This window comes from Mycobacterium conspicuum (assembly GCF_010730195.1).
Lineage (GTDB): Bacteria > Actinomycetota > Actinomycetes > Mycobacteriales > Mycobacteriaceae > Mycobacterium > Mycobacterium conspicuum.
The window spans coordinates 584,451-609,729 of sequence record NZ_AP022613.1 but is presented as its reverse complement, the minus strand read 5'-3'; the positions used below and the strand labels follow the sequence as shown (position 1 = coordinate 609,729).

General features: G+C 66.2%; 18 protein-coding genes. 2 read left to right on the top strand and 16 right to left on the bottom strand.

Annotated elements, in window-relative coordinates:
• Positions 1-43: 43 nt before the first annotated feature.
• The 5 genes from tuf to G6N66_RS02850 all read right to left on the bottom strand — a co-directional run bounded on the left by tuf (position 44) and on the right by G6N66_RS02850 (position 5,300).
• Positions 44-1,234, bottom strand: a complete 1,191-nt coding sequence (gene tuf / locus G6N66_RS02870; RefSeq protein WP_085233424.1) for an elongation factor Tu — start codon at positions 1,232-1,234, stop codon at positions 44-46.
• Between the two features lie 102 nt (positions 1,235-1,336).
• A complete protein-coding gene (gene fusA / locus G6N66_RS02865) occupies positions 1,337-3,442 on the bottom strand; it encodes an elongation factor G (RefSeq protein ID WP_085233423.1) in 2,106 nt (701 codons plus the stop codon).
• An 87-nt stretch (positions 3,443-3,529) separates the two neighbouring features.
• A complete protein-coding gene (rpsG, locus tag G6N66_RS02860; protein WP_085233422.1) occupies positions 3,530-4,000 on the bottom strand; it encodes a 30S ribosomal protein S7 in 471 nt (156 codons plus the stop codon).
• Positions 4,000-4,374, bottom strand: a complete 375-nt coding sequence (gene rpsL / locus G6N66_RS02855) for a 30S ribosomal protein S12 (protein WP_007167812.1) — start codon at positions 4,372-4,374, stop codon at positions 4,000-4,002. Before rpsL ends, rpsG begins: the two co-directional genes overlap by 1 nt.
• A gap of 281 nt (positions 4,375-4,655) precedes the next feature.
• Positions 4,656-5,300: a TetR/AcrR family transcriptional regulator gene (locus G6N66_RS02850; RefSeq protein WP_085233421.1), complete on the bottom strand. Its 645-nt coding sequence runs from the start codon at positions 5,298-5,300 to the stop codon at positions 4,656-4,658.
• A gap of 203 nt (positions 5,301-5,503) precedes the next feature.
• On the opposite strand from G6N66_RS02850, the gene G6N66_RS02845 reads away from it, so the two are divergent.
• Together G6N66_RS02845 and G6N66_RS02840 are read left to right on the top strand one after the other, a co-directional pair.
• Positions 5,504-5,881, top strand: coding sequence for a DUF3060 domain-containing protein (locus G6N66_RS02845; RefSeq protein ID WP_139825250.1), 378 nt, complete (start codon positions 5,504-5,506; stop codon positions 5,879-5,881).
• A gap of 31 nt (positions 5,882-5,912) precedes the next feature.
• Positions 5,913-6,386, top strand: a complete 474-nt coding sequence (locus tag G6N66_RS02840; protein ID WP_085233420.1) for a DUF3060 domain-containing protein — start codon at positions 5,913-5,915, stop codon at positions 6,384-6,386.
• A 4-nt stretch (positions 6,387-6,390) separates the two neighbouring features.
• Here G6N66_RS02840 and G6N66_RS02835 read toward each other — a convergent pair whose 3' ends face one another.
• The 11 genes from G6N66_RS02835 to G6N66_RS02785 all read right to left on the bottom strand — a co-directional run bounded on the left by G6N66_RS02835 (position 6,391) and on the right by G6N66_RS02785 (position 25,231).
• Positions 6,391-7,158 (bottom strand): crotonase/enoyl-CoA hydratase family protein, encoded by a 768-nt coding sequence (locus tag G6N66_RS02835; protein ID WP_085233419.1) that lies wholly within the window; start codon positions 7,156-7,158, stop codon positions 6,391-6,393.
• The gene (locus G6N66_RS02830) at positions 7,155-7,883 is read right to left on the bottom strand and encodes a PaaX family transcriptional regulator C-terminal domain-containing protein (protein WP_085233418.1); all 729 of its coding nucleotides are present in this window, start codon (positions 7,881-7,883) and stop codon (positions 7,155-7,157) included. Before G6N66_RS02830 ends, G6N66_RS02835 begins: the two co-directional genes overlap by 4 nt.
• 5 nt (positions 7,884-7,888) lie before the next feature.
• Positions 7,889-8,839: a crotonase/enoyl-CoA hydratase family protein gene (locus tag G6N66_RS02825; protein WP_085233417.1), complete on the bottom strand. Its 951-nt coding sequence runs from the start codon at positions 8,837-8,839 to the stop codon at positions 7,889-7,891.
• A complete protein-coding gene (locus tag G6N66_RS02820; protein ID WP_085233416.1) occupies positions 8,836-10,464 on the bottom strand; it encodes an acyl-CoA dehydrogenase family protein in 1,629 nt (542 codons plus the stop codon). Before G6N66_RS02820 ends, G6N66_RS02825 begins: the two co-directional genes overlap by 4 nt.
• A gap of 46 nt (positions 10,465-10,510) precedes the next feature.
• Positions 10,511-11,353, bottom strand: coding sequence for an alpha/beta hydrolase family esterase (locus tag G6N66_RS02815; RefSeq protein WP_085233415.1), 843 nt, complete (start codon positions 11,351-11,353; stop codon positions 10,511-10,513).
• Positions 11,354-11,359: 6 nt separating this feature from the next.
• Entirely contained in the window at positions 11,360-12,115 is a 756-nt protein-coding gene (locus G6N66_RS02810) for a deoxyribonuclease IV (protein ID WP_085233414.1), read from the bottom strand.
• 38 nt (positions 12,116-12,153) lie between these two features.
• A complete protein-coding gene (locus G6N66_RS02805; protein ID WP_085233413.1) occupies positions 12,154-14,496 on the bottom strand; it encodes an AAA family ATPase in 2,343 nt (780 codons plus the stop codon).
• A 148-nt stretch (positions 14,497-14,644) separates the two neighbouring features.
• On the bottom strand, positions 14,645-18,595 hold the full coding sequence (locus tag G6N66_RS02800) for a DNA-directed RNA polymerase subunit beta' (RefSeq protein ID WP_085233412.1): 3,951 nt from the start codon (positions 18,593-18,595) through the stop codon (positions 14,645-14,647).
• Between the two features lie 46 nt (positions 18,596-18,641).
• Complete coding sequence (gene rpoB / locus G6N66_RS02795; protein WP_139825249.1) at positions 18,642-22,145, bottom strand: DNA-directed RNA polymerase subunit beta; 3,504 nt, start codon at positions 22,143-22,145, stop codon at positions 18,642-18,644.
• A gap of 432 nt (positions 22,146-22,577) precedes the next feature.
• On the bottom strand, positions 22,578-23,588 hold the full coding sequence (locus tag G6N66_RS02790; RefSeq protein ID WP_085233410.1) for an ABC transporter ATP-binding protein: 1,011 nt from the start codon (positions 23,586-23,588) through the stop codon (positions 22,578-22,580).
• A 122-nt stretch (positions 23,589-23,710) separates the two neighbouring features.
• Positions 23,711-25,231 carry a carotenoid oxygenase family protein gene (locus G6N66_RS02785; RefSeq protein ID WP_085233409.1) on the bottom strand — a complete coding sequence of 507 codons (1,521 nt, stop codon included), beginning with the start codon at positions 25,229-25,231 and terminating at the stop codon, positions 23,711-23,713.
• Positions 25,232-25,279 lie beyond the last annotated feature (48 nt).

Below are 25,279 nucleotides of genomic sequence, written 5' to 3'. Positions count from 1 at the left end.
CCCGGACCGCCGAAATCGGCGACCCGGGCTTCGCTGAAACGCCCTACTTGATGATCTTGACGACCCGGCCGGCGCCGACGGTGCGGCCACCCTCGCGGATCGCGAAGCGCAGACCGTCATCCATGGCGACGGGCTGGATCAGCTTCACCGAGATGTTGGTGTTGTCACCGGGCATCACCATCTCGGTGCCTTCCGGCAGCGTCACCACACCGGTCACGTCGGTGGTGCGGAAGTAGAACTGCGGACGGTAGTTGTTGAAGAACGGCGTGTGCCGGCCGCCCTCGTCCTTGGACAGGATGTAGACCTGGCCCTCGAACTCGGTGTGCGGCGTGGTGGTGCCGGGCTTGGTCACCACTTGACCGCGCTCGACGTCCTCACGCTTGATACCGCGCAGCAGCAGCCCGACGTTGTCGCCGGCCTGCCCCTGGTCGAGCAGCTTGCGGAACATCTCCACGCCGGTGACGGTGGTCTTGGTGGTGGTCGGGCGGATGCCGACGATCTCGACTTCCTCGTTCACGTTGACCACGCCACGCTCCACACGACCGGTGACGACGGTGCCACGGCCGGTGATGGTGAAGACGTCCTCGACGGGCATCAGGAACGGCTTGTCGGTCTCGCGGACCGGGTCCGGGATCGACTCGTCGACCGCGTCCATCAGCTCCGCCACGGACTCGACCCACTTGGCGTCGCCCTCGAGCGCCTTCAGCGCGGAAACCCGCACCACCGGGGCGTCCTCGTCGAACTCCTGGGCGGCCAGCAGCTCGCGGACCTCCATCTCGACGAGCTCGAGCAGCTCCTCGTCATCCACGGCGTCGGCCTTGTTCAGCGCGACCAGGATGTAGGGCACGCCGACCTGACGGGCGAGCAGCACGTGCTCGCGGGTCTGCGGCATCGGGCCGTCGGTGGCGGCGACCACCAGGATGGCGCCGTCCATCTGGGCCGCGCCGGTGATCATGTTCTTGATGTAGTCGGCGTGACCGGGGGCGTCCACGTGGGCGTAGTGCCGCTTCTCGGTCTGGTACTCCACGTGGGAGATGTTGATGGTGATGCCGCGCTGACGCTCCTCGGGAGCGTTGTCGATCTGGTCGAACGCACGCGACTCGTTCAGGTCCGGGTACTTGTCGTGCAGCACTTTGGTGATAGCCGCGGTCAGTGTGGTCTTGCCGTGGTCAACGTGACCGATGGTCCCGATGTTGACGTGCGGCTTGGTCCGCTGGAACTTCGCCTTCGCCACTTTGGTGTCCTCCTGGACTTGTTGGTGCTTTTAAAAGCAGTGTTGATGTTTTTCTTCGTTGTGCCGCGTGCTAACCGCGTCAGCTTACGCGTACGTGTTGGTTTACTCTCCAGTCGCCTTCGCGATGATCTCCTTCGACACCTGTGCCGGCACTTCGGCGTAGTTGTCGAACACCATGGAGTAGTTCGCCCGGCCTTGAGTCTTGGACCGCAGGTCCCCGACGTAGCCGAACATCTCCGACAGCGGCACGTGCGCCCTGACGACGCGCGCACCGGCCCGCTCCTCCATGGCCTGGATCTGGCCACGGCGGGAGTTCAGGTCGCCGATGACATCACCCATGTAGTCCTCGGGCGTGGTGACTTCGACGGCCATGATCGGTTCCAGGATCACCGGCTGTGCTTGCTGCGCAGCCTTTTTCAGCACCTGCGAACCGGCGATCTTGAAGGCCATTTCCGACGAGTCGACCTCGTGGAAGGCGCCGTCGAGCAGCGTGACCTTCAAGTTCACCAACGGGTAGCCGGCCAGCACGCCGTACTGCATGGCGTCCTGCGCGCCGGCGTCCACCGACGGGATGTACTCGCGCGGGATGCGGCCACCGGTGACTTTGCTCTCGAACTCGTAGGTGGCGCCGTCTTCGCTGGTGAAGGGCTCGAGCTTGATGAGCACCTTGGCGAACTGACCCGAGCCGCCGGTCTGCTTCTTGTGGGTGTACTCGACGTTGTCCACCACGCGGCGGATCGTCTCCTTGTACGCCACCTGCGGCTTGCCGACGTTGGCCTCGACCTTGAACTCGCGGCGCATCCGGTCCACCAGGATGTCCAGGTGCAGCTCGCCCATCCCGCCGATCACGGTCTGGCCGGTCTCCTGGTCCAGGTGCACCTTGAACGTCGGGTCCTCTTCGGCCAGCTTCTGGATCGAGAGGCTCAGCTTTTCCTGGTCGCTCTTGGTCTTGGGCTCGATGGCCACCTCGATCACCGGGTCGGGGAAGGTCATCGACTCCAGCACGATCTGCTGGTTCGGATCGCTCAGGGTGTCACCGGTGGTGGTGTCCTTCAGGCCGATCACGGCGTAGATGTGTCCCGCCGACGCGGTCTCCACCGGGTTTTCCTTGTTGGAATGCATCTGGAAGAGCTTGCCCAGACGCTCCTTCTTGCCCTTGGTGGCGTTGATGACCTGGCTGCCGGAGTCGACCTTGCCCGAGTACACCCGGACGTAGGTGAGCTTGCCGAAGAACGGGTGGGTGGCAACCTTGAACGCCAGCGCGGAGAACGGCTCGTCGGTCGACGGCTTGCGCACGACCTCCTCGTCCTCCTTGCCGGGGGCGTGCCCGATCGCCGGCGGAACATCCAGCGGCGACGGCAGGTAGTCGATGACGGCGTCGAGCATCGGCTGCACGCCCTTGTTCTTGAACGCGCTGCCGCACAACACGGGGTAGGCCTCCGAGTTGATCGTCAGCTTGCGCAGCGCGCCCTTGATCTCGGCGACCGTCAGCTCTTCGCCGCCGAGGTACTTCTCCAGCAGCGCCTCGTCGGTTTCCGCGACGGCCTCGAGCAGCTTGGTGCGGTATTCCTCGGCCTTCTCGGCGAGCTCGGCCGGGATGTCGATGGTGTCGTAGGTTTCGCCCAGCTTGGTCTCGCCGCGCCACACCTTGGCGTTCATCTCGACCAGGTCGACGACGCCTTCGAAGTCGCCCTCAGAGCCGACGGGCAGCTGGATCGGGATGGCGTTGGCGCCCAGGCGCTCCTCCATGGTCTTCACGGAGAAGTAGAAGTCGGCGCCGATCTTGTCCATCTTGTTGACGAAGCAGATGCGCGGGACGTCGTATTTGTCCGCCTGCCGCCAGACCTGTTCGGACTGCGGCTCGACACCCTCTTTGCCGTCGAAGACCGCCACGGCGCCGTCGAGCACCCGCAGGCTGCGCTCCACCTCGACGGTGAAGTCGACGTGGCCGGGCGTGTCAATGATGTTGATCTGGTTGTCTTTCCAGAAGCAGGTGGTGGCCGCGGAGGTAATGGTGATGCCGCGTTCCTGCTCCTGCTCCATCCAGTCCATCGTGGCGGCGCCGTCGTGCACCTCACCGATCTTGTAGCTGATGCCGGTGTAGTAGAGGATGCGCTCGGTCGTCGTGGTCTTGCCGGCGTCGATGTGCGCCATGATGCCGATATTGCGGACCTTGGTGAGGTCGGTCAGCACGTCCTTCTGTGCCACAGAAGTCTTCCCACTCTTTCGGTTGCTTGGTAGTTCGCTTGGTTAGTCGCCCCGGCCGCACTGCCGGTTTCACCGCCTGGCGGCGGTCTACCAGCGATAGTGCGCAAAGGCGCGGTTGGCCTCGGCCATTTTGTGGGTGTCCTCGCGCCGCTTGACGGAGGCCCCGAGGCCGTTGCTGGCATCCAGGATCTCGTTTGCCAGCCGCTCGACCATGGTCTTCTCCCGGCGTTGCCGCGAGAAGCTGACCAGCCAGCGCAGGGCCAGCGTGGTGGACCGATCCGGACGGACCTCGACGGGCACCTGGTAGGTCGCACCGCCGACGCGGCGGCTGCGCACCTCTAGGGCCGGTTTGACGTTGTCCAGTGCCCGCTTGAGGGTGATGACGGGATCCGTGCCGGTCTTGTCGCGGGCTTGTTCGAGCGCTCCATAAACAATGCGCTCGGCCAGCGATTTCTTCCCCTTCAGCAGAATTTTGTTCACCAGCTGGGTGACCAGCTGCGAACCGTAGACGGGGTCGTTGACCAACGGACGCTTGGGCGCGGGTCCCTTGCGCGGCATTAGCTCTTCTCCTTCTTGGCGCCGTACCGGCTGCGAGCCTGCTTGCGGTTCTTGACGCCCTGGGTGTCGAGCGAACCGCGGATGATCTTGTACCGCACACCCGGCAGGTCCTTGACTCGACCGCCACGGACCAACACCATCGAGTGCTCCTGCAGGTTGTGGCCCTCACCGGGGATGTATGCCGTGACCTCGACCTGGCTCGTCAGCTTCACGCGAGCGACCTTCCGAAGCGCCGAGTTCGGCTTCTTCGGAGTGGTGGTGTACACGCGGGTGCACACGCCACGGCGCTGCGGGCTGCCCTTCAGGGCCGCGGTCTTGACCTTGGCGATCTTGTCGCGGCGACCCTTGCGGACCAGCTGCTGAATCGTTGGCATCTACCGGCTTTCTGTGTTCGTTGTGTTCGTTACCGCTTCAAAGTTTCTGTACTGCAGTTTTGCCCCGCTTTGGAGTAGACGCGCTACCCCGCGGCCGGGTGTGTCGCACGCACTTAGCACCGCACCGAGCCGCTGCATCGTGGACATACGAATTAGCCCGGCATCCGCTTCCTTACGTCAGGCGCCGTAAGCCGCCAGGCACGAGCCACTACAATACCCGTCAGCGGTCTGGCAGGTCAAAGCGAGTTCAGTGGCCGTCTCCCGCGGGCCGTAAGCGGCGCTCAGGTGGACTTGGCGGTCCGCCTGTCCAGGCTGGCGGCTAGGCGCAGCACCATCTCGGAGAACACCACGTCGGTGTCGATGTCGTCCATGACGCCGGTCATCTCCAGCAACACGAACCCGTGCATCGCCGACCAGAACTCCAGCGCGGCGTGGAAGGCCTCCTCCCCACCGAGCCCGTAGGACGCCAACACCGCGATCACCGGGGCCGCCGCGCCCCTGGTCGCGGCCGCGTACTCCGGGTCATCACCGCCCAACGGCATGCGGGTGAACGCCGAGTACCGGCCGGGATGGTGATGCGCGTAGCTCCGGTAGGCGGCCGCCATGACCAGGATCGCGTCCTCGCGCGCGCGGCCCTCGCCGACCCGGTTCAGCATCATGATGATGTCGTCGATCACCCGGATCCGTACGGCGCGACGCAGGTCCTCCAGGCTGTCCACGTGGTTGTACAGCGACGGCCCCTTGGTTCCCAGTTGCGTCGCCAGCGCGTTGATCGTCAGCGAGTCCCAGCCCTCCCGATCCAGAAACGTCAGCGCACCATCGACGATGCTGTCGCGGCTCAGCTTGCCCGGGCGAGCGGCCGATCGGCCCGCGCGCTGGCGCCCGCCGGCTGGCGGGGATCCCGGCGGTTCCGGCGGAGCTGCCATGGCGTGCCTTTCGATGGGGCCTTTCGGTGGGCCCTTGGTGAAACGTTGAACTAATGACTCTAGTTGACCGGACGGCGGAATCACCGAGCCAGATGCGGGCCGGGGGCCGCGTCGGGTAAATGCAAAGAACCTGTCATCAGGCGGGCAAATGCACGTAGGCTTTTTCGCACATCGCCCGCACGATTGCGAAGGGGGGTCCCGCCGTGAAATTTGCGAAATGGACACGCCTCGCCGGGTCACTGGCCGCCTGTGCCGTCACCTTCGCCGCCACCCCGGCTCTGACCGCGCACGCCAAGAACGACGACACCCACATCACCGGGAACGGCAACGAGCAGGTGGTGGATTGCGCCGGTGGCACCCTGATCGTCAACGGCACCGCCAATGCCATCACGGCGAAGGGCAACTGCTGGGCGGTCACGGTGATGGGCTCGTCGAACACGATCGTCGCCGACTCGGTGACGCATGACATCACGGCCTACGGCTACAACCAGACCGTGTTCTTCCACGACGGCGACCCGATCATCTGGGACCGCGGTCGCGAACTGGGCATGACCAACCGGCTTCAGCGGGTTGGCCCCTAAACCGCACAATCATCGAGGAATCGAGGAACACATGCGCGCCCGCCCCACGCCGAATTCGTTTCGACTGGCCGCCCTCGCCGCGGCGCTGACCGTCGGGCTGGCCGGTTGCAGTTCGACCGCCAATCCCCCGGGCGGGTCGTCCGCGACCACCACCACCAAGGCGCCGAGCACCAGCGCGGCCGCGACGACGACCACACCGGGCGGCAACAGCGTGAGCACCTCGGTCGAGATCGGCAACTCACTGGAGTACGGGTCGTTCAACACCACCGCAAACCTTGACTGCGCCGACGGGAAATCCCTCAACGTGGCCGGTTCGAACAACACCCTGACCGTCACCGGAGCGTGCGAGACGGTGAACATCGGCGGCACCGGCAACAAGATCACCTTCGACAAGGTCAACACCCGGATCACGGTGCTGGGCGTCGACAACACCATCACCTACAAGGACGGCGACCCGAAGGTGGACAACATCGGGACGAACAACTCGATCAAGAAGGGCAGCTGACCCGCTAACTGGCCGGTGCGCCGTGGCGGCCGGCCCCCGCGGCGAACCGTCCGGCCCCCTCCATCGCTTCGGCGGAGACGCGGAAGATGCTGGCGAATTCGCCGTCGATGGCGTGGGATTCCGACAGCCCCCACTGGTGTAGCGCCGAAAGCCGATCCGAGCGCAGGCATTGTTGCGGCAACGCGGCCAGCTCAGCGGCCAGCTCCTCGGCGGCCTGGCGGGCCTGGCCCTTGGGCACCACCCGATTGGCCAATCCCATTGCCAGCGCCTCATCGGCCTGCACCGCGCGGCCGGTAAGGATCATGTCCATCGCACGGCTGTGTCCGATCAGCCGCGGCAGGCGCACCGTGCCGCCGTCGATGAGCGGCACCCCCCACCGGCGGCAGAACACGCCGAACACGGCATCCTCCTCGGCCACCCGCAGATCGCACCACAACGCCAACTCCAGACCCCCGGCGACGGCGTAGCCGCTGACGGCGGCGATCACCGGTTTGGACAGCACCATGCGCGACGGGCCCATCGGGCCGGGGCCGGTGCGGTGCAACGCATTGGTCTCCGGGGTACCGAATGCTTTCAAATCCGCTCCGGCGCAAAATGTTCCGCCATCGCCCCATAGAACGGCCACCGATGCGCTGTTGTCACGGTCGAATTGCTCGAAAGCCGCGTAGAGCGCGGCCGCAGTCGGGCCGTTCACGGCGTTGCGCGCGGCGGGTCGATTGAGGATCACCGTGGTCACCGCGCCGTTGCGCTCCACACGAACTGAGTCACTCATTTTGCCTCCTGCAGTTGTTGTGCCGCCATGTCGCGTCGGTCGGAGAGCTCTTTGGCGAAGTCGTGATAGGCGGCGCGCAGCGCGGCGCCGGGCCATTCGGCCGGCAGCAGTTCGGCGGGTAGCATCGGGTCGATGAGCAGGTGACGCACCATCGCCGCGGCGACTATGAAGCGGCCGGGAACGTCTGCGGCCGTGCTCATTTCGTCGAGCAGCCGGTGCCCGGTGGCCGCCCAGCCGGACAGGTCCCACAGTTGAGCGGCCAGCTCGGCGGGCGCGTCGTCTCGTGCGCTCAATACCCGGACCCGGGCCGACACGTTGTGGTCCAGCTCGAGGTCGAGATTGTCGGGCCGCATCCACACCCCTTCGCGCAGCTCACCGAAACGCTTGTGGTGCATGGTGGTTCGCAGTGCGGCGCGGGTGCGGGCATCGGTGCCCACGCTGGTGACGATCAGCACGACCCACTCCCCGCGCCAAGCCTTGACCCGTGGCCGCATCGCGTCGTCCTGGCGGCGCTGGCGGGCCAGCAACCTATCGGAGAGCCGATAGCCATCGGCCGATCGGATCAGGTCACCGGCGCCCACCATGCGGGTCAGCGCGACCCGCAGTGTCGTCTCCTTGATACCGAAATCGGCTGTCAGCCTGATTAATTCGCTGGCGCTCGCCCACGCCGGATGGGCACCGAGCAGCACGCTGAGCACCACCGACCGGGCCGTCATGTTCGGCATGGAAGCTAGACCCCGCCCAAACCAGGAGAGGCTTGGCGGCCGTAGTCACCGAACGGCTCGTCGCGGTGTCTGACCGCGTCGCGAAAACCGTGCTCGACCGCGTCGGCGACGAAGGCATGCCCCTCGGGCGTGTGCCGGGCGACGCCGTCGAAGACGGTGCTGACCATCCTGCTTGTCGCGATACCTTGTTGCAGCAGGGCGGAATTCAGCGCGAGCTTGACCATGATCAGCTGGTTGACCGGCACCGCGGCGATCCGCTCCACGAGGCGCTCGGTGCGCCCGTCGAGATCCTTGGCGTCCGGCGCCTCGATCGCCAGGCCCCACTCGGCGGCTTGCGCACCGGTGATGCAGTCGCCGGTCAGCAGCAGGCGTTTGGCGCGCTGATCGCCAAGGCGGTGCGCCCACAGCCCCGCCGCCGGCACGCCCCACACCCGCGTCGGCGGGTAGCCGATCTTGGCGTCGGCGGCGGCGATCACCTGGTCGGCGTGCAGCGCGATGTCGGTGCCGCCGGCCACGCAGTAGCCGTGAATCTTGACCACCGTCGGCTTGTCGGCGTGCATCAGGCTGGAGAACCCGCGCACGAAGCGGCTCATCATCTGGTAGTCGATCATCGGGTCCCACGGCTGGTTCGCAAAGTGGTTGATGGCCTGGGTCTTGCCGTCCAGCACGGTGCCCTTATACGCGCCGGTGCCGCCGGCCGAGCCCGAGCCGTCGGCGTAGGCGCTCAGGTCGAAGCCCGCGCAAAAGCCTTCGCCGCGACCGGAAACCAGGATCACATGCACATTGGGGTCGAGGTCGGCGCGCTCCACCAACGCCGACAGCTCCAGCGGAGTATCGGCGACGATCGCGTTACCCTTCTCCGGCCGGTTGAAGGTAATGCGGGCCACCCGGTCGGTGACCTCGTAGGTCATCGTCTTTAGGTCGCCGAAATCGACCGGCCTGATCGCGTGCGTCATCCCTTGACCAGGGCACGCTCGAGGATCGGCGCCAGGTCCAGTCCGGTGGGCATGGTGCCGAACGCGCCGCCCCACTGCCCGGCCAGCCGGGTCGCCAGGAACGCCTCGGCGACCGCGGGATGCCCGTGGCGCACCAGCAGCGACCCCTGCAGCGCCAGGCAAATGTCCTCGGCGACCTTGCGGGCGCGGTAGGCGATGGTCTCCAGGTCGCTCAGTTGCCCCCGCAGGTTCTCGACATGGCTGTCCAGTCGGACGTCCTGGCCCGCGCTCTGCGCCAGCTCGTCGAACAGCACCTCGACGCATTCGGGGCGAGTTGCCATGGCGCGCAACGTATCCAGCGCGCTAACGTTACCCGAGCCCTCCCAGATGCCCATCAGCGGCGCCTCACGGTACAGCCGGGGCATGCCGGAATCCTCGACATAGCCGTTGCCGCCCAGGCATTCCAGTGCCTCCGCCGCGTGCGGGGTGGAACGCTTGCACACCCAGTACTTGCTGGCCGCCAGGCCGATGCGACGGAACAGCGCTTCGGTTTGGTCGCCTCGGACCGCCTTGTCGGTGGCGCCGGCCATCCGCATCGCGACCATCGTCGCGGCCTCGGCCTCGACGGCCAGATCCGCCAGCACGTTGCGCATCAGCGGTTGGTCGATCAGGTAGGCCCCGAAGGCTTTTCGGTGTTGGGCATGGTGGATCGCGCGGGTCAGACCGGTGCGCATGCTGGTGGCACTGCCCAGGGTGCAGTCCAGGCGAGTGAGGTTGACCATCTCGATGATGGTCGGTACGCCGCGCCCCTCCTCGCCGACCAACCACGCTGTGGCGCCGTCGTATTCGACTTCGCTCGAGGCGTTGGCGTGGTTGCCGAGCTTGTCCTTGAGCCGCTGCAGGAACATCCGGTTGCGGCTGCCGTCGGGAAGAATGCGCGGCAACATGAAGCAGGACAGCCCATTTGGCGCCTGGGCCAGGACCAGGAAGATGTCGCACATCGGTGCCGAGGTGAACCACTTGTGCCCGGTCAGGCTGTAGGTACCGTCGGCGTTCGCGGTCGCTTGGGTGGTACCGGCGCGCACGTCGGAGCCGCCCTGCTTCTCGGTCATCGACATGCCGGCGGTGATGCCGGGCTTGGCGGTGGCCAGCCGCAGCTCCGGGTCGTACTCGCGGCTGGTCAGCAGCGGCTCGTAGACGGCCGCCAGCTCGGGGTTGAAGCGCAGGGCCGGCACCACGGCATAGGTCATCGAGATCGGGCAGATATGGCCGGGTTCGACGGTCCATACCGAGGTCAAGGCCGCCCGCACCACGTGGGCGCCCGGCCGCTCGTCGGCCCAGGGCGCCGCGTGCAGCCCGTGGCCGATCGCCGTGCGCATCAGCTCGTGGTAGGCCGGGTCGTATTCCACCTCGTCGACGCGGTGCCCGTACTGGTCGTGGGTGTGCAAGACGGGTCGATTGCGGTCTGCGAGCTCGCCCCAGCTCTGGGCCTCGCGGCTTCCGTTGATCGCCCCGAGCTCGTTGACCTGGTCCAAGCCCCACTGACCGCCTTCGCGGATCAGCGCCTCGACAAGCACCGGAGACGTGGCCGGGTTGTAGTCCTGCAGGGTGGGCACCTGGTTAGTGACGATGTGGGTGTCTGGCATGCCACCCATGTTACATTTTCTCGACAGTTGCACAAGAGACGTAATGCTAGCGGGCGTGGGCGGCGAAGAATTGCCACAGCATCGAGCTCGCGAACGGGGGCCACACGTGGCCGCCGCCGTCGATGGTGACCAGCACGACGCCGCGCCCCTGCGCACACCCGGCCGTCGAGGTGGTCACGGCTCCGTTCCTGGTGGCCGTCGGGGCGCCGCACTGATCGACATGGCGCCAGAACTCATTCACCTGCGGCACTGGTGGCCCGCTGATGACGCTGAAGCCCCGCCCGCCGCCGTAGGGAATGAGCCGGTCCGCGGTGCCGTGGATGTGCACCACCGACGCCGGCCTCGGCGACGGGCACGCGGACAGCTGAATGGAGGCCACCGGGCCGATCGCCGCGAAGATCCCGGTGGCGCACGCCAGCGTGTAGGACATGATCCCACCGTTACTCATCCCGGCCGCGTAGACCTTGCGGGGATCGATGGCCACGTTCTTGCCGATGTCGGCGACGACCGCGGTGATGAAGGCGACGTCATCGACGCCTTCGGTTGCGGGTTTCCCGCAGCAGTTCTGCGCGTCGACGTTCCAGGCCTGGCCGTAGCCGTCTGGGTAGGCGACGACGAACTTATTCGAATCAGCCAATCCGTCCCACTGGTAAGCCCTTTCGACTTGCCTGGCGCTGCCCGAGTAGCCGTGCATCACGATCACCAGCGGCGCCGGCTCGGATACCTGTGCGGGCTTGTGGAGGCGGTAGGTGCGGTCGAGTCCGCCAACGCTGATGTGGTGCACGCTGGTGCCGTTCACGAAGCCCGACGGCGGCTTGTCGTCCGGCCACAACGTGCACCCCGCCAGGAGCAGCCCGGCGCAGATGAGCGCGGCGAGTCGGCCAAGCACGGCTTTTTAGCCGGTCGTGTGTTCGCGCAGGAACGCGATGTCGTCCTTGCGGCCCTCGTCGGCGGTTTCGCAGATCACCGGGGCATCGGCGGCGTTGACCACCGCAGCGAGCAGCTGCGGGTCGATCTGGCCGGTGCCGAAGTTGGCGTGCCGGTCGGCCCCGGAGCCCGCCGCGTCGCGCGAGTCGTTGCAGTGCACCAGATCGATCCGCCCGGTCAAGGCCCTTATTCTGTCGACCGCGTCGATCAGCGCTTCGCCCGCGGCCCAGGCGTGGCAGGTGTCGAGGCAGAAGCCAATCCCCTTGTCGCCGATGTGATCCCACAACCTGCCGATGGTGTCGAAGTAGCGCGCCATCGCATGATCGCCGCCCGCGGTGTTCTCCAGGTACACCTGCATGTCGGTTTCGAGATAGTCCAGCGCCTTGGCCCACCGCTCGAAGCCGGCCTCCATGTCGTTGTCGTCGGCGTGACCCCCGTGCACGATCACCGCGGTCGCGTTGATCTCCGCGGCCGCGTCGCAAGTGTCCTGCAGGATCTTGCGCGACGGGATGCGGATGCGATTGTTGGCCGACGCCACGTTGATCAGATAGGGCGCGTGCACGTACAGCGGGATTCTCGACGCCTTGAGCGCCTCGGCGTCGTCACGCGGCTTCGGCTTCTTCCAGCTCTGCGGGTTGCCGAGGAAGAACTGCACCGCGTCCGCGCCGTCCACCTGCGCGGCGGCCAGGGGATCGTCATTGCGGACATGCGAACCGATGAGCATTCGGCCAGTCTAGTGACTGGCGCCGACGAGGAGACCCGCTAGTCGAGTCCGGCATCGACGAGCAGTTGCGGCAGCCCGTGTCGTGCGCACAGTGCGCGGGCCTGGGCGATGTGGTCTTGCGCGGCGTCCACCTGCCCGGCAGCCGTGAGCGTCTCAACGAACAACAGGCGGGCCTGAAGGGCGGCCAGCGGCCGAGCGGTCGGGGCGATTCCGTTCAGCAGAGTGCCGGCGCGCTGGCACGCGTAGGCACGGTCGTCGCTGGCGTGGCTTCGGGAGAGCAAGCGGATGCCGGAGGCCTCGTCCAACTCGGCCGTGATTGTCGCGATGCCGTTGGAACCATGAAAGGTCCGATGCAGGGCCCGTAGCCGAGCGGCCTCCGACGGTGTGATCGGCAGCCGCAGTTTGACCCGTTCATGGTTGATGGCGGCCGCCAGCCGCGGCAAGCCCAACTTCTGGGCCACCGTCATGCCGGCATCAAGGCGGGCGGTTGCCGCATCGCGATCCCCTTGGGCGGCTTTGATTCTGGCGCTCACGGCGTATTGCGCCGCCAGGTAATCGACCGCGCCGGCTTCGGGTCCGAGCCGAAAGCTCTCCTCGAGAAGCTCCGCCGCCTCGGCGAATTCGCCCATCTCGTAGAGCAATTCGCCGAGAAGCGCACCCGCATGTCGCGCCGCTTGCGAGTCTCGCCCAACCGCAGTGCCGATTTCTCGGGCCTTCCGGAAGCTGCTCAGCGCGCGAGGGATGTCGAGCTGGTGTCTCGCGGCAATGCCCGCCCAACAGCTGTGGTACCCGGCGGCGGCCCCCTCGTCGTAGGGCGCCGCCCATTCCAGGGCCCGATGGGCTGCCTCGAAGTCGAAACGGTAGATCCCGGCGAACGCCGCGACGGTTGCCGCCGCCTGGGGCAGCACCGGGCGCAACGTCTTTGGCCTCGATATCACCTGGGCCACCAGAGGGGCCAAACCCTCGACCCGGTCGGCGTTCATTTGGGCCACCCCTCGCAATACGTTGGCCTCCAAGGTCAGATCTGCCCGCTTCGCCGCTGGCAGGTCCGCCCTGGAAATTGCTTCGGCGGCGCGCTCGAGCGCGGCCTCGGTGGCCTCGGGGCGTTGCAGGACAATATTGGCCACCGCTACCGAAAGGTGTACCCGCGGACGCGAGATCACCAGTTGCGGGGGTAGTTTCTCGATCGTGCTGAGAAAGGTTGCCATGCGCGATTGGTTGACCGATCCGATCGTCCTGTCCCGCTCGACGAGGTCGACCGCCCAGGCGGCCTCCCCCGCGGCCAGCGCGTGATCGACGGCATAACTCAGATAGCCGTGATCGGCGAACCACTCCGACGCGGTGCGGTGCAGGCGCCTGAGGCGCTCGGGATTGTCGCGCTCAAGGCGGCGCCGCAGAAATCCGGCGAACATCTCGTGGAAGCGAAACCACTGCGGGTCGTCATCGATGCGCCGCAGGAACAGGCCGCGCTGCTCGACGTCTTCGAGGATGTCCTGGCCGCCGCTGACCCCGGCCAAGACCGATGCGAGTTCCCCGCAGGTCCGTTCGGTGATTGACGTCGCCGAAAGGAACGCAAGCAATTCGGGTTCCACGGTGGCAAGGACTTTTTCGGCGAGAAACTCACCGAGCATCTCGCTGTCGCCTGAGGTTCGACGCAACATGGCGGCGGCTCCGCTCGGCGCCGCGCCATCGCGACCCAGCGAAAGGGCCACCAACTGCAGGGCAGCGACCCGCCCGTCCGTCGAGGCGATCAGGGCCGCCACTTCGCTGGCCTCCAGCTGCAGCCCCGCAATGTCATTCAGCAGCGCTTTCGCCTCGTCAGCATCGAAACGCAATTCGTCACAATCGATTTCGACGAGATCGTCACGAAGCCGCAACTCACTCAACGGCAATCGCGGCCACGACCAGCTGTTCACGATGATTTGCAGGTGCGGCGAACCATGGTCGATCAGGAAAAGCAGCGCCTCGATCGTCCGATCATGCGACACCCGTTGCCAATCGTCGATCACCAGCGTCACTGGGGTTGCGTTGTCATCGAGCTCGTCGATCAGCGACGTCAACACGTCGCGCGCCGCGTCTTCCCCTCGCTCTTCGAGGACGTGTCCCAGCGAATCGGCTACGGCCGGATGGACTTGTCGGATCGCCTCGAGCACGTGCGTGAGAAAACACACCAGGTTGTTGTCATCGTCGTCGATCGTCAACCAGGCCGCCGCCACACCGGAATTGGCCAGTTCTGCTCGCCATTGCTGCACCAGTGTGGTCTTGCCGAACCCTGAGGGCGCATGGATCAGGATCAGCCGTCGACGCCCGGCCGCGCGGAGCGCGGCCATCAACTTGTGGCGAGTAACCAACGACGGCGCCTGTGACCGCAAGTCGCCCATCGATTCTCACCGTCCTCGATGACAGTAAAGGGATGCGCTTTTGGACCCTGCCACGATACCGCGCAGGCTATGAGCGTCAGCCAGCAGACGCAAAAGCCCCCGACACGCCTTGCGTGCGGGGGCTTTTGCGTCTGCTGGCGCTGGAAAATTAGCGGTAGTCGGAGTATCCGTAGTCGTCCAGCGGAACCGCGGCACCGGTGGCCTGGCCGAAGTCCGGGCTGTAGTACTGATCCTCGTAGGACGGGATCGTGTACGCCGCCGCCCGGGCCTCCTCGGTGGGCTGCACCTGGATGTTGCGGTAGCGGTTGATACCGGTACCGGCCGGGATCAGCTTGCCGATGATCACGTTCTCCTTCAGACCGTTGAGCTTGTCGCTGCGGCAGTTGATCGCCGCATCGGTCAGCACGCGAGTGGTCTCCTGGAACGACGCCGCACTCAACCACGAGTCGGTGGCCAGCGACGCCTTGGTGATACCCATCAGCACCGGACGACCGGCGGCGGGCTCGCCGCCCTCGGCCACCACGCGGCGGTTCTCCGCCTCGAACTCCGCCCGGTCGATCAGCGAGCCGGGCAGGAACTCCGTGGCGCCCGAGTCGATGATGGTGACCCGGCGCAGCATCTGGCGAACGATCACCTCGATGTGCTTGTCGTGGATCGACACACCCTGTGCGCGGTAGACCTCCTGGACCTCGCGGACCAGGTGGATCTGCACCTCGCGGGGGCCCTGCACGCGCAGCACCTCGTGCGGGTCGGCCGAGCCTTCCATCAGCTGCTGGCCCACCTCGACGTGGTCACCGTCGGACAGCACCCGCTCGGAGCCGTCCTCGTGCTTGAAGACGCGCAGCCGCTGACGCTTGGACAGCTTGTCGTACACGACCTCCTCGCCGCCGTCGTCGGGAACGATGGTGATCTTGTAGAACCGCTCGCCCTCCTCCAGCTGGATCCGCCCGGTGACGTCAGCGATCGGCGCCTTGCCGCGCGGCACCCGCGCCTCGAACAGCTCCTGCACCCGGGGCAGACCGCCGGTGATGTCCTCACCCACGCCGCCCTGGTGGAAGGTACGCATGGTCAGCTGCGTGCCGGGCTCACCGATGGACTGGGCCGCGACGATGCCGACGGCCTCGCCGATGTCGACCAGCTTGCCGGTGGCCATCGAGCGGCCGTAGCAGGTCGCGCACACGCCGGTGCCGGTGGTACAGGTCAGCACCGAGCGGACCTTGACCGTCGTGATGCCCGCGGCCAGCAGGGCGTCGATCTCCGGGTCACCCAGGTCCTCGCCACGCGCGACGACGACGTTACCGGCCTCGTCGACCGCGTCGGTGCCCAAAGTCCGTGCGTACGCCGAGGTTTCGATGTACGGGTCACGGATCAGCGAACCGTCGGGCTGACGCTCGGCCAGCTCCACGACGATCCCGCGCTCGGTCTGGCAGTCGTGCTCGCGCACGATGACGTCCTGGCTGACGTCCACCAGACGACGGGTCAGGTAACCCGAGTCGGCGGTACGCAACGCGGTGTCCGCCAAGCCCTTTCGAGCACCGTGGGTGTTGATGAAGTACTCCAGCACGGTCAGGCCCTCACGGAACGAGGACTTGACCGGACGCGGGATGAACTCACCCTTCGGGTTGGTCACCAGACCCTTCATGCCGGCCAGCGTTCGGGTCTGGGTGAAGTTACCCGTGGCGCCGGAGTCCACGATCGTGATGATCGGGTTGTTGACCGGGTAGTGGTCCCGCAGCGCCTGACCCACCTCGTCGGTGGCTTCCTTCCAGATCTCCACCAACGCCTCGTTGCGCTCGTCGTGGTTCAAAGCGCCACGCTGGAACTGCTTTTCGACCTTCTCGGCGCGCTCCTCGTAGTGGTCGAGGATCTCCTTCTTGCGCGGCGGAACCAGCACGTCGGCCATCGAGACCGTGACACCGCTGCGGGTCGCCCAGTAGAAACCGGTGTCCTTGAGCTTGTCCACGGTCTGCGCGACCACGATCATCGGGTAGCGCTCGGCCAGGTCGTTGATGATGGCGGCCTGGACCTTCTTGTGCATCTGCTTGTTCACGAACGGATAGCCCAGCGGCAGCAGCTCGTTGAACAGCACCCGGCCCAGCGTGGTCTCGGCCATCCAGGCGTCGCCCGGCTGCCAGCCGTTGGCACCAAACAGCTCGGCCTCGATCTCGGCCGGCGGACGCAGCTGCGTCAACCGCACCTTGATCTTGGACCGCACCGAGAGCACATGGCGGTCCACCGCCATGATGGCCTCGGCCGGCGAGGAGTACACGCCCGTCTCGGGCTTGTCCTTGCCGGCCGGGGTGTATTCGCCCCGGCCGCCGTCGACCTCGGTGGTCAGGTAGTACAGCCCGGTCACCATGTCCAGACGCGGCATGGCCAACGGGCGGCCCGACGCCGGCGACAGGATGTTGTTACTCGACAGCATCAGGATGCGGGCCTCGGCCTGCGCCTCGGCGCTCAGCGGCAGGTGCACCGCCATCTGGTCGCCGTCGAAGTCGGCGTTGAACGCCTCACAGACCAACGGGTGCAACTGAATGGCCTTGCCCTCCACCAGCATTGGCTCGAAGGCCTGGATACCCAGCCGGTGCAGGGTGGGTGCGCGGTTCAGCAGCACCGGGTGCTCGGCGATGACCTCTTCGAGCACGTCCCACACCTGCGGACGCTGGCGCTCCACCATCCGCTTGGCGCTCTTGATGTTCTGCGCGTGGTTCAGGTCGACAAGCCGCTTCATCACGAACGGCTTAAACAGCTCCAGCGCCATCAGTTTGGGCAGACCGCACTGGTGCAGCTTGAGCTGCGGGCCGACCACGATGACCGAACGGCCCGAGTAGTCGACGCGCTTGCCGAGCAGGTTCTGGCGGAACCGGCCCTGCTTGCCCTTGAGCAGATCGGAAAGCGACTTCAGCGGACGGTTGCCCGGCCCGGTGACGGGGCGGCCGCGACGGCCGTTGTCGAACAACGCATCCACGGACTCCTGCAGCATCCGCTTCTCGTTGTTGACGATGATCTCGGGCGCGCCGAGGTCGATCAGCCTCTTGAGGCGGTTGTTGCGGTTGATCACGCGGCGGTACAGGTCGTTGAGGTCGCTGGTGGCGAACCGGCCACCGTCGAGCTGCACCATCGGGCGCAGCTCCGGCGGGATCACCGGAACCGCGTCGAGCACCATGCCCATCGGCGAGTTGCCGGACTGCTGGAACGCCGCGACCACCTTGAGCCGCTTGAGCGCGCGAAGCTTCTTCTGCCCCTTGCCACTTCGGATCACCTCACGCAGGTTCTCGGCCTCGGCGTCGATGTCGAAGTTCTCGATCAACTTCTGGATCGACTCCGCGCCCATGGCGCCGGTGAAGTACTCGCCGTAGCGGTCGATGAGCTCCCGGTACAGGTTCTCGTCGACGATCAGCTGCTTCGGAGCCAGCTTGGTGAAGGTGTTCCAGATGTCCTCGAGCCGATCCAGCTCACGCTGCGCGCGGTCGCGGATCTGGCGCATCTCACGCTCGCCGCCGTCGCGAACCTTGCGCCGCGCATCGGCTTTCGCGCCCTCGGCCTCCAGCTCGGCCAGATCGGCCTCGAGCTTCTGCGCGCGAGCCTCCAACTCGGCGTCGCGCTGGTCCTCGACGCCCTTGCGCTCCACCACCATCTCGGCCTCGAGCGTGGACAGCTCGTTGTGCCGCATCTCCTCGTCGACGGAGGTGATGACGTAGGCGGCGAAGTAGATGATCTTCTCGAGATCCTTGGGCGCCAGGTCGAGCAGGTACCCCAGGCGCGAAGGCACACCCTTGAAGTACCAGATGTGCGTGACCGGCGCGGCCAACTCGATGTGGCCCATCCGCTCACGACGCACCTTGGCGCGAGTCACCTCGACGCCACAGCGCTCACAGATGATGCCCTTGAAGCGCACCCGCTTGTACTTGCCGCAGTAGCACTCCCAGTCGCGAGTCGGTCCGAAGATCTTCTCGCAGAACAGGCCGTCCTTCTCCGGCTTCAGCGTGCGGTAGTTGATTGTCTCCGGCTTCTTGACCTCGCCGTAAGACCATTGCCGGATGTCCTCCGCGGTGGCCAGGCCGATACGGAGTTCATCGAAGAAGTTGACGTCGAGCACGTAACTCCCTTTCCCCTTGCGGGTTTAGATACTTAAAAATCGTTAGTTAAGCCAAGTCCTCGACAGAGGCAGATTCGTTGCGGGACAAGTTGATTCCCAAGTTGGCCGCGGCCCGCTCCAGGTCCTCGTCCTCGCCCTCGCGCAGCTCGATGGCCGCGCCGTCGGACGACAGCACCTCGACGTTGAGGCACAGCGACTGCAGCTCCTTGAGCAGCACCTTGAACGACTCGGGAATGCCGGGCTCGGGGATGTTCTCGCCCTTGACGATCGCCTCGTACACCTTGACCCGCCCGACGGTGTCGTCGGACTTGATGGTCAACAGCTCCTGCAGCGTGTACGCCGCGCCGTAGGCCTGCATGGCCCAGCACTCCATCTCACCGAACCGCTGACCACCGAACTGCGCCTTCCCGCCCAGCGGCTGCTGGGTGATCATCGAGTACGGGCCGGTGGAGCGGGCGTGGATCTTGTCGTCCACCAGGTGGTGCAGCTTCATGATGTACATGTAGCCAACGGTCACCGGGTACGGGAACGGCTCGCCGCTGCGGCCGTCGAACAGCACGGCCTTGCCGTCGCCGTCGACCATCACCTCGCCGTCGCGGTTGGGCAGCGTGCAGGACAGCAGGCCCTGCAGCTCCTCCTCCTTGGCCCCGTCGAACACCGGCGTCGACACGATGCCGTCCGGCTCGGCGCTCTGCAGCTCCTTGGGCAGGTTGGTCGCCCACTCGGGTGAGCCCTCGATGTTCCAGCCGGACTTGGCCACCCAACCCAGGTGGGTCTCGAGGATCTGGCCGATGTTCATCCGTCGCGGCACACCGTGGGTGTTCAGGATGATGTCCACCGGGGTGCCGTCCGGCAGGAACGGCATGTCCTCGGCCGGCAGGATCTTGCCGATGACGCCCTTGTTGCCGTGGCGTCCGGCCAGCTTGTCGCCGTCGGAGATCTTGCGCTTCTGGGCCACGTACACCCGGACCAGCTCGTTGACGCCGGCGGGCAGTTCGTCGTCGTCCTCGCGGGAGAACACCCGGATGCCGATGACCTTGCCGGACTCGCCGTGCGGCACCTTCAGCGAGGTGTCGCGGACCTCGCGGGCCTTCTCGCCGAAGATCGCGCGCAGCAGCCGCTCCTCCGGGGTCAGCTCGGTCTCGCCCTTCGGGGTGACCTTGCCGACCAGGATGTCGCCGTCGCGGACCTCGGCACCGATGCGCACGATGCCGCGCTCGTCCAGGTCGGCGAGCACCTCGTCGGAGACATTCGGGATGTCCCGGGTGATCTCCTCGGCGCCCAGCTTGGTGTCGCGGGCGTCGATCTCGTGCTCCTCGATGTGAATGGACGTCAACACATCTTCTTCGACCAGCCGGTTAGAGAGGATGATCGCGTCCTCGTAGTTGTGGCCCTCCCACGGCATGATCGCCACCAGCAGGTTCTTGCCCAGCGCCATCTCGCCGTTCTGGGTGCAGGGACCGTCGGCGATCACCTGGCCGGCCTCGACGCGGTCGCCGGCATCGACGATCGGGGACTGGTTGGCGCAGGTGCCGTGGTTGGAGCGGGCGAACTTACGCATCCGGTAGGTGCGCCGGGTGCCGCTGTCGTGCATCACGGTGATGTAGTCGGCCGACACCTCCTCGATGACGCCGCTCTCCTCGGCCACGACGACGTCGCCGGCGTCGATCGCCGCACGCAGCTCCATGCCGGTGCCCACCAGCGGCGCCTCGCTGCGCACCAGCGGAACCGCCTGGCGCTGCATGTTGGCGCCCATCAGGGCCCGGTTGGCGTCGTCGTGCTCGAGGAACGGGATCATGGCCGTGGCCACCGACACCATCTGGCGCGGCGACACGTCCATGTAATCCACCTCGGACGACGGCACGTACTCGACCTCGCCCGCCTTGCGGCGGACCAGGACGCGCGGCTCGACGAACCGGCCGGAGCCGTCGATCGGCGAGTTGGCCTGCGCCACGACGTGGCGGTCCTCCTCGTCGGCGGTCAGGTAGTGGATCTCGTCGGAAACGACGCCGTCGACGACCTTGCGATAGGGCGTCTCGATGAACCCGAACGGGTTCACCCGCGCGTACACCGACAGCGAGCCGATCAGGCCGATGTTCGGACCCTCCGGGGTCTCGATCGGGCACATCCGGCCGTAGTGGCTGGGGTGCACGTCACGGACCTCCAGCCCGGCGCGCTCACGCGACAGACCGCCCGGCCCCAGCGCCGACAGGCGACGCTTGTGGGTCAGCCCCGACAGCGGGTTGTTCTGGTCCATGAACTGCGAGAGCTGGCTGGTGCCGAAGAACTCCTTGATCGCGGCGACGACGGGCCGGATGTTGATCAGGGTCTGCGGCGTGATCGCCTCGACGTCCTGGGTGGTCATCCGCTCCCGGACCACGCGCTCCATCCGGGACATGCCGACCCGGATCTGGTTCTGGATCAGCTCGCCGACGGTGCGCAGGCGACGGTTGCCGAAGTGGTCGATGTCGTCGGTTTCCACCGGCACCTCGGTGCCGCCGGGCACCGTCATCGTCGGCTGGCCCTCGTGCAGGCGGACGAGGTACTCGATGGTGGCGACGACGTCCTCTTCGGTCAGCGTCGAGCTGGTGATCGGGTCGCCGACGTGCAGGCCGAGCTTCTTGTTGACCTTGTAGCGCCCCACCCGGGCCAGGTCGTAGCGCTTCTCCTTGAAGAACAGGTTCTCCAGCAGGGTCTGCGCGGACTCCTTGGTCGGCGGCTCGCCCGGACGCAGCTTGCGGTAGATGTCCAGCAGCGCCTCGTCGGTGCCGGCGGTGTTGTCCTTCTCCAGCGTCGACATCATGATCTCGGAGAAGCCGAACCGCTCGTGGATCTGCTCGTTGGTCCAGCCCAGCGCCTTGAGCAGCACCGTGACGGGCTGGCGACGCTTGCGGTCGATGCGCACGCCGACGGTGTCGCGCTTGTCGACGTCGAACTCGAGCCACGCACCGCGGCTCGGGATCACCTTGACGCTGTGCAGCAGCTTCTCGGTGGACTTGTCGATGGTCTCGTCGAAGTACACCCCCGGCGAGCGCACCAGTTGGCTGACGACCACGCGCTCGGTCCCGTTGATGATGAAGGTGCCCTTCTCGGTCATCATCGGGAAGTCACCCATGAACACCGTCTGGCTCTTGATCTCGCCGGTGTTGTTGTTGATGAACTCGGCCGTGACGAACAGCGGGGCCGCGTACGTCATGTCCTTGTCTTTGCACTCGTCGACCGGCGCCTTGACCTCGTCGAACCGTGGGTCGGAGAACGACAGCGACATCGAGCCGGAGAAGTCTTCGATCGGCGACAGCTCGTCGAGTACCTCTTCGAGGCCACCCTTGGGGGCGACCTCCCCGCGCTCCACCGCGCGCTCGCGCCATTCGGGCGAGCCGATCAACCACTCGAACGAGTCGGTCTGCACGTCAAGAAGCCCCGGAACCTCGAGCGGTTCGCGAAGCTTTGCGAAGGAGATTCGGTTGGGCGCTCCGGGCACGGAGTTGTTTGAGGAACTTCCGTTGGAGGAACTTTGTGGGCGATCCGTCTTGCTCTGGCGATCTGCCAAGATGCATCCTTCCAGCACCTCGTGCGACTCCCGAGAACCCTGCAAGGCCGATAGCCACCGGGCCTGTTCGCCGCGACAATTGTGTTAACTCGGCCGGCGAACGATCTGCCCGGATCTCACGCGCGCAACTAAACAGCTGAGCCAAACGGGGGGCTCAGGCAAAGACCGCAGTGTCCTTAGCGGGCCAAGTGGCGATTGTGAGGTGGGCAGGAGGTAGCCAGCGCAACGTCCAACAATAGCGCAGACGCGCGCATTCCTCAACAACCCGTTCAGGGGGTCCGACGCTGGCTGGCGTATTTCGGCGTACCCCTAGAAGGATCAGGAGACATACTGCCCAACAGATTGACCCGTTTGCGCCCGTCAGTCAAGGGGAGACACGTCAAGTTCTCGTGAAACTTGTGAACAAAACCCCTTCTGTGAAAGGCACGGTTCCTATTCGGGGATCTCGTGCGCTGCGTACCTGTGCGTGCCCTCTAGGTCGTCGAGGATTGCCGCCTGGGCGTTCTTGGGCAGGGTGTGCAGCATCGCGCGCACCCGGGCCTGGCGCCGGGCCACCGCCTTGCGCTCCGGCATGCCGGGGGTCGCTTGGATCTGCGGCGGCACCCCCTCGATGTCCTCCACGCCGCCAGCGTGCTGACCGGCGTCGATCATGGCCTGCTCTTCGGCCATGGTGGCCTCGTCCTTTTCCTCGGACATGCCGATCGGGCCGATCCGGCGACCGTTGAGGAACTGCCGCACCACCGGCTCGTCGCTGGTCAGCAGCACCTCGCGCGGGCCGAACATGACCAGCTTGCGGCGGAACAGCATGCCCATGTTGTCCGGCACGGTCCGAGCGATGTTGATGTTGTGCGTCACGATCAGGATGGTCGCGTCGATCTGGGCATTGATGTCCATGATCAGCTGGCTCAGGTAGGCCGTACGGACCGGGTCCAGACCGGAGTCGGGCTCGTCGCAGAGGATGATCTGCGGGTCGAGCACCAGCGCTCGGGCCAGGCCGGCGCGCTTGCGCATACCGCCGGAGATCTCGCCCGGAAACTTCTTCTCGTCGCCGCCGAGGCCCACCATCTCGAGCTTCTCCATGACGATGTCACGGATCTCGCTCTCCTTCTTCTTGGTGTGCTCACGCAGCGGGAACGCGGTGTTGTCGAACAAGTTCATCGAACCGAACAGCGCGCCGTCCTGGAACAGCACCCCGAACAGCGTGCGGATCTCGTAGAGCTCCTTGGCCGAGCACTCGATGATGTCGCGGCCGTCGATGACGATCGAGCCGCGCTCCGGGCGCAGCAGACCGATCAGGGATTTCAGGAAGACCGACTTGCCGGTACCCGACGGCCCCAGTAGGACGCTGACCTCCCCGGCGGGGATTTCCAACGTCACGTCTTCCCAAATCCTCGAGGAACCAAAGGACTTCGTGAGTCCGTTTACCTCGATTGCGACGCCCATGTGGGAATCCTTCCGTCGACGCGCACACCGCCACCTGCCCCTTTGTGTGGCTTGAGTCACTGTAGCGCACGTCGAGGGGGCGGCATCAGGGTTGCGGAGATAACGATTCTCCGACGCGCACCCTAGACGGCGGGCGCCCAGTTGCCGTGAAAGCCCATCGGCACGCGTTGCGGCAGGTGCACCGTGGCCACCGTCTCCAGGGTTTGGGCGTCCAGCAGCAACAGCTGACCTTCGTCTCGGGTGCGGTGCGAACCGTAGCCCATCAGGATCCCGTCGTCTTCTGCGCGCCGTGAGGGGTTCGGCACGAAGCACACCTCGCCCAACAGCAGGTCGGGATCCAGCGTCGCAACCGCGGTGGACCCACCGGTGTAGTCGTGCTTATACAGCGAGGACACCAGTTCGGAACCGCCCGCGGCCTGGAACCCGCCGTCGATGCCGACGGTGTAGCCGAACCGATGCCGGGTTCCGGTTAGGTTCTCGTTGATCCGGGGGAACTCCTGCGACCGATCGTCGCGGCATTCGCTGCTCACTGCGCCCGTGCTCAGGTTGATGGTCCACCGGTCCAGCGTCGGCAGGCTTTCGCCCGGCCCGCGCCGGTCGCGGTCGAACATCCGCGAGTAGCGCACCACGTCGAGCACCAGAACCTCGTCGGTGCCGCGGTTTTCCGAGTAGGCGTTGAGCGGGTGGTAGACGTAGCACGGCTCGATCTCGAACCAGCGGATGTCTTTGTTGGCGCCCTCGCGAGGCATGACGCCGATGCGCGCCGGATAGTCGTCGTTCCAGGCATACGGCAGGCCCGACGAGCGCCGCGGGTCCCGGTTGATCCGCGCGGCGATCGGGCTGGGGATCCGGACCCGTCCGAGCAGCGACTGCAGCACCAGCCGGGCGGGCGGTCGCAGCCAGTGCGGGACGCCGGCGACGGTAGCCGACATCGCCTGCACCGGGTCGAATGTCACCGGCAGGTCGTAGATGACCACGTACTTCTCGGTGAGCGAGAAGTCGTGCATCATTGGCGCTCCGGACACCTCGATGTCCACCGTGCGACGGGCGCGCCCGCTGGTGTCGATCACCGAGTACTGCACGGTGCATCCGCGCGCGAACGAGTAGGACAGCGCGTGCAGTTCTCCGGTGTGGGGATCGCGGTGCGGGTGGGCGGTGTAGCCGCCGGCCAGGGTGCCGTCGAAGTCGCAGGTCCCGACGGTGTCCAGCTCGTCGGTGAGTTCGTAGTTGGCGACCCCGCCTTCGACCAGCGCCAGGGTCTTTCCCGCGTGGGCCAGCACATTCGTGTTGGCGCCCAGGCCGAGCATCCCCGCCCGCGAGTCGATCCGGGCGGTCGTCGGCTCATCGAGCGTGCGGCACACGGCCGGGCTGCGCACCCAGCGGTTGCGGTACCAGCGGGCCGTGCCGTCGCGCAGCGCCACGCCGTGCACCATGCCGTCGCCGGTGAACCAGTGATAGGTGGCGGGGTCGACCTCGGCGGCGGGGTTGGGTCCGTTGCGCAGGTATCGCCCGTTCAGGTGCTCGGGGATGTGCCCGGTGACCCGAAGGTCGGTGACGGTCACTTCGGTGCGCACCGGCGCGAGGAAGCCTTCGAGGTAGGGGTTTTGCGCGGGCTGGGATTCGGTAATTTGCTCGGTAGTCATGGGCTGAGCTCCTATAACATTGTTATTTCAACGTTATGGATAACGTAC